Origin of the sequence: Rhodococcus sp. EPR-157, assembly GCF_001647195.1 — a bacterium.
Taxonomy (GTDB): domain Bacteria; phylum Actinomycetota; class Actinomycetes; order Mycobacteriales; family Mycobacteriaceae; genus Rhodococcoides.
This window is the reverse complement of record NZ_LVCV01000147.1, coordinates 1-4,201: the sequence shown is the minus strand read 5'-3', so window position 1 is coordinate 4,201 and position 4,201 is coordinate 1. Positions and strand designations below refer to the sequence as shown.

Sequence of the window (4,201 nt, the reverse complement as noted above, 5' to 3'; positions counted from 1 at the left end):
GTCGCCGTGCGCCTGATCGTCGCGGCACGAATGGCGCGCGCGGATCTGGGTCGTCAGGACACGGCACTCGTGGCCAGCGGTTTGACGTTCTACGCCGCAATCGCGATCGTCCCTCTGCTCCTGTTGACGACGAGAGCGGCCAGTGCGCTGACCTCGAGCGAGTGGGTCGTCGACCGATTCGCAGATATGGCAGTGCTGTTGCCGGACACGCTCGGTGCTCGGGCGGCGCTGTCCGCACTGGTGCAAGCCGGAATTGGTCTGGGTCCGTTGGGTATCGTGGTCGCGCTGTTTCCCGCCACGTTCTACGGAGAGGGTCTGCGACGTGCGCTGACTCAGTTCACTCCGGTGAGCGAACGGTTTCTGGGCTGGCGTGGACGAGTGCTGGTGCTGCCGTTCGTGCTGTTGGCACCGGTTCTACTGTCGGTGCTCCTCGCGGCCTCGGCCGGCTTGAGACAGTTCACGACCGACGGAGGACCGGGGGAGCTCGCACTGCGAGTCTGGATGGGGTTTCAGTGCCTGTGGCTGGTGCTCGCAGTGCCGCTGGGGTGGGTCTACGGGGCTATCGCACCGCATCGAATTCGGTGGCAGGTCTTGATCGTCGGGTCGTTGGTGGCGTCGTCGTTCATCGCGGGTTTCGTGCAAGGGTTCGTGCTGTTCCTCGCGATACCGGTCGATCTGGGAGCGCCGTTCGGTGGTCTCGATGTCATCGGCGGCGGTATCGCAGTTGCGTTGTGGATGTTCCTCTTGCATGTCTTGGTGCTGGTCGGTTGGGTGGCGATCTATTCCTACGATCAAGTCAGCGCAACCGGCGACGCAGAACGACCATCAACTGAACGAAACCGATGAGTGCGAGGCCGACACCGACCACGCTCGACATCAGAGTTACGAGAACCGTTGCGCCGGGGGCGAGCCCGCAGCCGATGGTGACTACCAACGCCACTATCACCCGTGATGGCCGCTCCCACACCGTCAATATCCCGATCTCGTCCAATCCGGCGGCAGCAGCGCGGGCGCGCGCGGACTCTTGAAGCAGCGTCAGTGCAGCAATTGCGACCACGAATGCCGGGGGCGCACCCAGGACGTATGCGCATCCGAGAAAGCACAATTCGCTGCACCGGTCCGCAACCGTGTCCAGTACGTAACCCCAACGGCTTTCGGATTGACCGATGACCGCAACGGCGCCGTCCACACCGTCCGCCACCGCCGACAGCAGAATGATGAATCCGGCGAGCAACGGCCACCGAGAGCCGGCGGCCGACGCCGCGATGGCCGAGACGGCCAACGCGACGCCGACCGACGTCACGGTGTGAGGAGATACTCCACGTGCGACGAGGGGCCGACCCAGCGAGTACATCGACCGTAGCCAGGGCGCAAGGAACCGTGTGGATGCCGGATCGATTTTGCTGTGCAGTTCCGACCACCTGGCGAAGTAATTCGCCTGCCCGAGTGGAGATGTCGGCCCGGTGCTTCGGCGGAGCATGTCAGTTGGCGCGCGCCGCGATCTTGCCCGCGACGCCGGAGAGAATCTGAGCGGGCCGCTGCTGCTCGCCCTGTTGTGCTCCCAGAATCACGATCACGCCGGTCAGAACCGGGAGTGCCCACTGCAGGTACTGCAGTTGCTTCTGTGCAGCAGCAGCTTCCGGCGGTGTACCCGCTGCCGGCTCGGTTGCCGAGTCGACAGGACGGCCCGCAGCCTCGGCTGTTTTCGCTCCGAGGAGACCGCTGTAGACGGTTGCTGCAAGTGCGACACCGGTAACGACGATCTTCGCGGTCGTATTGGCGGTGACGCCCTGCTGGTGCTTGGCCCTCTCGCGATTCGCGAGCAGAATTCCGGTGCCACCGATCACATGCGCGCCGATTGCGACGGCATTTGCAGGCGACCACTTCGCCCAGCCTGCTGCGGCTACACGTGCACGGTCGCGGGGATCGTGCACTGCGGTTGCTGCACCGTTGACGCCGATGGCGCCCATCAGCGAACCGCCGAACCAGGCCGCACCGCCAACGTCGTGGAGAGCGCGGACAACGGTATTTCTTGTAGACATCGGGAGCCTTTCGAGACCCGTGGGGCACGAGTCGGCGACTCGTGCGCTGGCACGGGAGGGTAGAGCAGACGAAACGGCTTTGGCTGCACCGATTTCTGCTGTTGTGTGCGATACCCGAAGGTTGCGACTTCACACATCGACGTATGGGTTTTGCCGCTCCACTGCGCGGGTAGCACACCGGGATGCGGGGTAGTTCAGTTGCGCGAAAGATCGGCGGTCCCTGGCTGGTGGCCGCAGCCAAGTCGGCAATCGCGGCTCTGGTGGCATGGTGGTTGGCCGATCGGGTGGTAGGCAGTCCGCAGAGCTTTCTGGCGCCGTACACGGCACTCTTCATGATCGGCGTGACGGTGCGTGCGTCGGGCACTGCGGCCCTGCGGCAAGTAGGAGTCGTCGTCGCGGGGGTCACGGTTGCAGCCGCCGCTGTCGTCGCGCTGCCACCGGTCGCCGCCCTTGCAGCGTCGGTAGCAGTCGGAACGGCTGTCGGACGACTACGCGTGTTCGCGCCCGACGGGATGTGGGTCGCGATCACTGCCTTACTGGTTCTTCTCTACGGAAGCGCGATGGACGAGACCGTGGTGATGTTCCGGGTCGCCGACGTCGCCCTCGGCGCGCTCGTCGGGGTATGCGTCAATGCGCTCGTTCTGCCACCGGAGTATCTGTCGGAAGCGAGGGATCTCGTCGTCGAGCGGTCGCGCGGGCAGGCGCAGCTCCTGCGAGATCTGGCTCGTGTGGTCAAGGACGGGAAGCAGGTGCAGTGGGAACTTCGAACTGATCTGTGGGCGCTGTTCAAGGCCTCGGGAGTCACCGCAGCGCTGGATCGAGGCAAGGACAGTCTGCGCGGGAACATTCGGCGCAAGGGATGGGCCAGAGTCGGTGGGGAGCGAATCTATCGCCCGGTGGCTACCGCACTCGATCGCACTCTGATTTCCCTTGCCGCCGTCGTAGTGGGGGTCGAGGCACTGTCGCGCAAGGCGGACGCGAGTCAGGCAGGACTGCGCGCGGACGTCGCCGACCTGCTCGACACCGTCGCGGATGCTCTCGACGAACTCGGGTACGACCCCGCCCGGCACCACAGCCCGTACGCGCAGATGATGAACCTTCACCTTCCTGAAGCCATGCGACTGAGCGATGTCGTCCGCGCCGACCTCGACGACGCCGGTTCGGACGCGGAGGCGATCTCGGCCATCGTTGTCGCGATCGACACCGTCAACGCGACCCTGTACGGGCTCGGACACGAACGAGCACCTACCCAGTGATGACGGCGCCGATTTCTACTCGCGTTCGAGGGCGAAGTAGTAATGGTGACCGCCGTCGAGTACCAGGGCGGACTTGCCGTTCATGATGCCCATGAGAGTGTCGGCGGAGACCATCTTGAAGTGATCGAAGATCGGTGCGCCGTCGTAGACCATGGTTGCGGTGACTTCGCCACGGAACTCGATGTTCCACAGACTCGCCTCGCCGTTGCCGGACTCGACGTCCGAGTAGAGCTCACCGCTGGCGTCGCGGCAGATCAACGGCTGCGCGCGGTCGAGCGACTCGAACCGTTTCCCGTGCCAGTTGCTGGTGGTCAGCTTGCGGCACAACCGGTGCCCGGTGAAGAACTGAGATCCTTTCCAGTTCCCGAGAATGTCCTCGGCTCGAACCGGTGCAAGGGCGGTCCAGATCGCGTCGAGCTCGGCGGGCTGTACCCCGTCCGTCTGCTTCAGTTTTTCTGCGAACAGGTTACGTGCCGACTCGATGTACATGCTGCCTCCATGCTCGGTGCGGCGAACCGGGCGGTTCGACCACATCGAAAGGTACGCGAAGTCGATTTCCGTCCACCGAGAAGTGACTGCAACCTAAAGTAACTGGTAATGTGTGTAACACATACGCGGCTTCACTGTCGATGGAAGGATGAATGCACCATGACCAGCACATCTGCAACACGGACCGACGTTCTCGATGCCGAGGATGTCTCGCTCCGATTGCTCGATTCGGCTGCACAACTTTCCTACGACCCAGCTGAAGACGTGGCGTGGGACGAGGAGCTCGACCCGACGCTCTACGGATTGAACCCGCAGTGGAGCACGCTGTACGGCACGGATCTGTGGAACGAGATGACAGAGGATCAGCGAATTCTGCTGACCCGTCACGAAGTGTGCTCCATCATGAGTACCGGC

Annotated in this window: 6 protein-coding genes; 3 read left to right on the top strand and 3 right to left on the bottom strand. The window is 63.7% G+C overall.

The genetic code is table 11. The features are described from left to right. The coding region (locus tag A2J03_RS05945; protein WP_156520227.1) for a YihY/virulence factor BrkB family protein at nt 1-846 on the top strand (846 nt) is incomplete at its 5' end. Here the strand turns inward: A2J03_RS05945 and A2J03_RS05940 are convergent. Together A2J03_RS05940 and A2J03_RS05935 are read right to left on the bottom strand one after the other, a co-directional pair. Further along, nucleotides 797-1,303, bottom strand: a complete 507-nt coding sequence (locus A2J03_RS05940) for a CDP-alcohol phosphatidyltransferase family protein (protein ID WP_197480635.1) — start codon at nt 1,301-1,303, stop codon at nt 797-799. The two genes, A2J03_RS05945 and A2J03_RS05940, sit on opposite strands and share 50 nt — an antisense overlap. Before the next feature lie 178 nt (nt 1,304-1,481). Beyond that, nucleotides 1,482-2,042, bottom strand: a complete 561-nt coding sequence (locus A2J03_RS05935; protein ID WP_068370729.1) for a hypothetical protein — start codon at nt 2,040-2,042, stop codon at nt 1,482-1,484. A gap of 182 nt (nt 2,043-2,224) precedes the next feature. Here A2J03_RS05935 and A2J03_RS05930 point away from each other — a divergent pair, with 182 nt between their 5' ends. Then, complete coding sequence (locus tag A2J03_RS05930) at nt 2,225-3,298, top strand: FUSC family protein (RefSeq protein ID WP_231912390.1); 1,074 nt, start codon at nt 2,225-2,227, stop codon at nt 3,296-3,298. 15 nt (nt 3,299-3,313) lie between these two features. On the opposite strand, the gene A2J03_RS05925 is transcribed toward A2J03_RS05930, so the two are convergent. Continuing rightward, nucleotides 3,314-3,787 (bottom strand): DUF4334 domain-containing protein, encoded by a 474-nt coding sequence (locus A2J03_RS05925; protein WP_068370735.1) that lies wholly within the window; start codon nt 3,785-3,787, stop codon nt 3,314-3,316. Nucleotides 3,788-3,946: 159 nt separating this feature from the next. Between A2J03_RS05925 and A2J03_RS05920 the strand changes: the two genes are divergently transcribed. Beyond that, a partial coding sequence (locus A2J03_RS05920; protein WP_197480634.1) for a diiron oxygenase occupies nt 3,947-4,201 on the top strand: 255 nt, incomplete at its 3' end.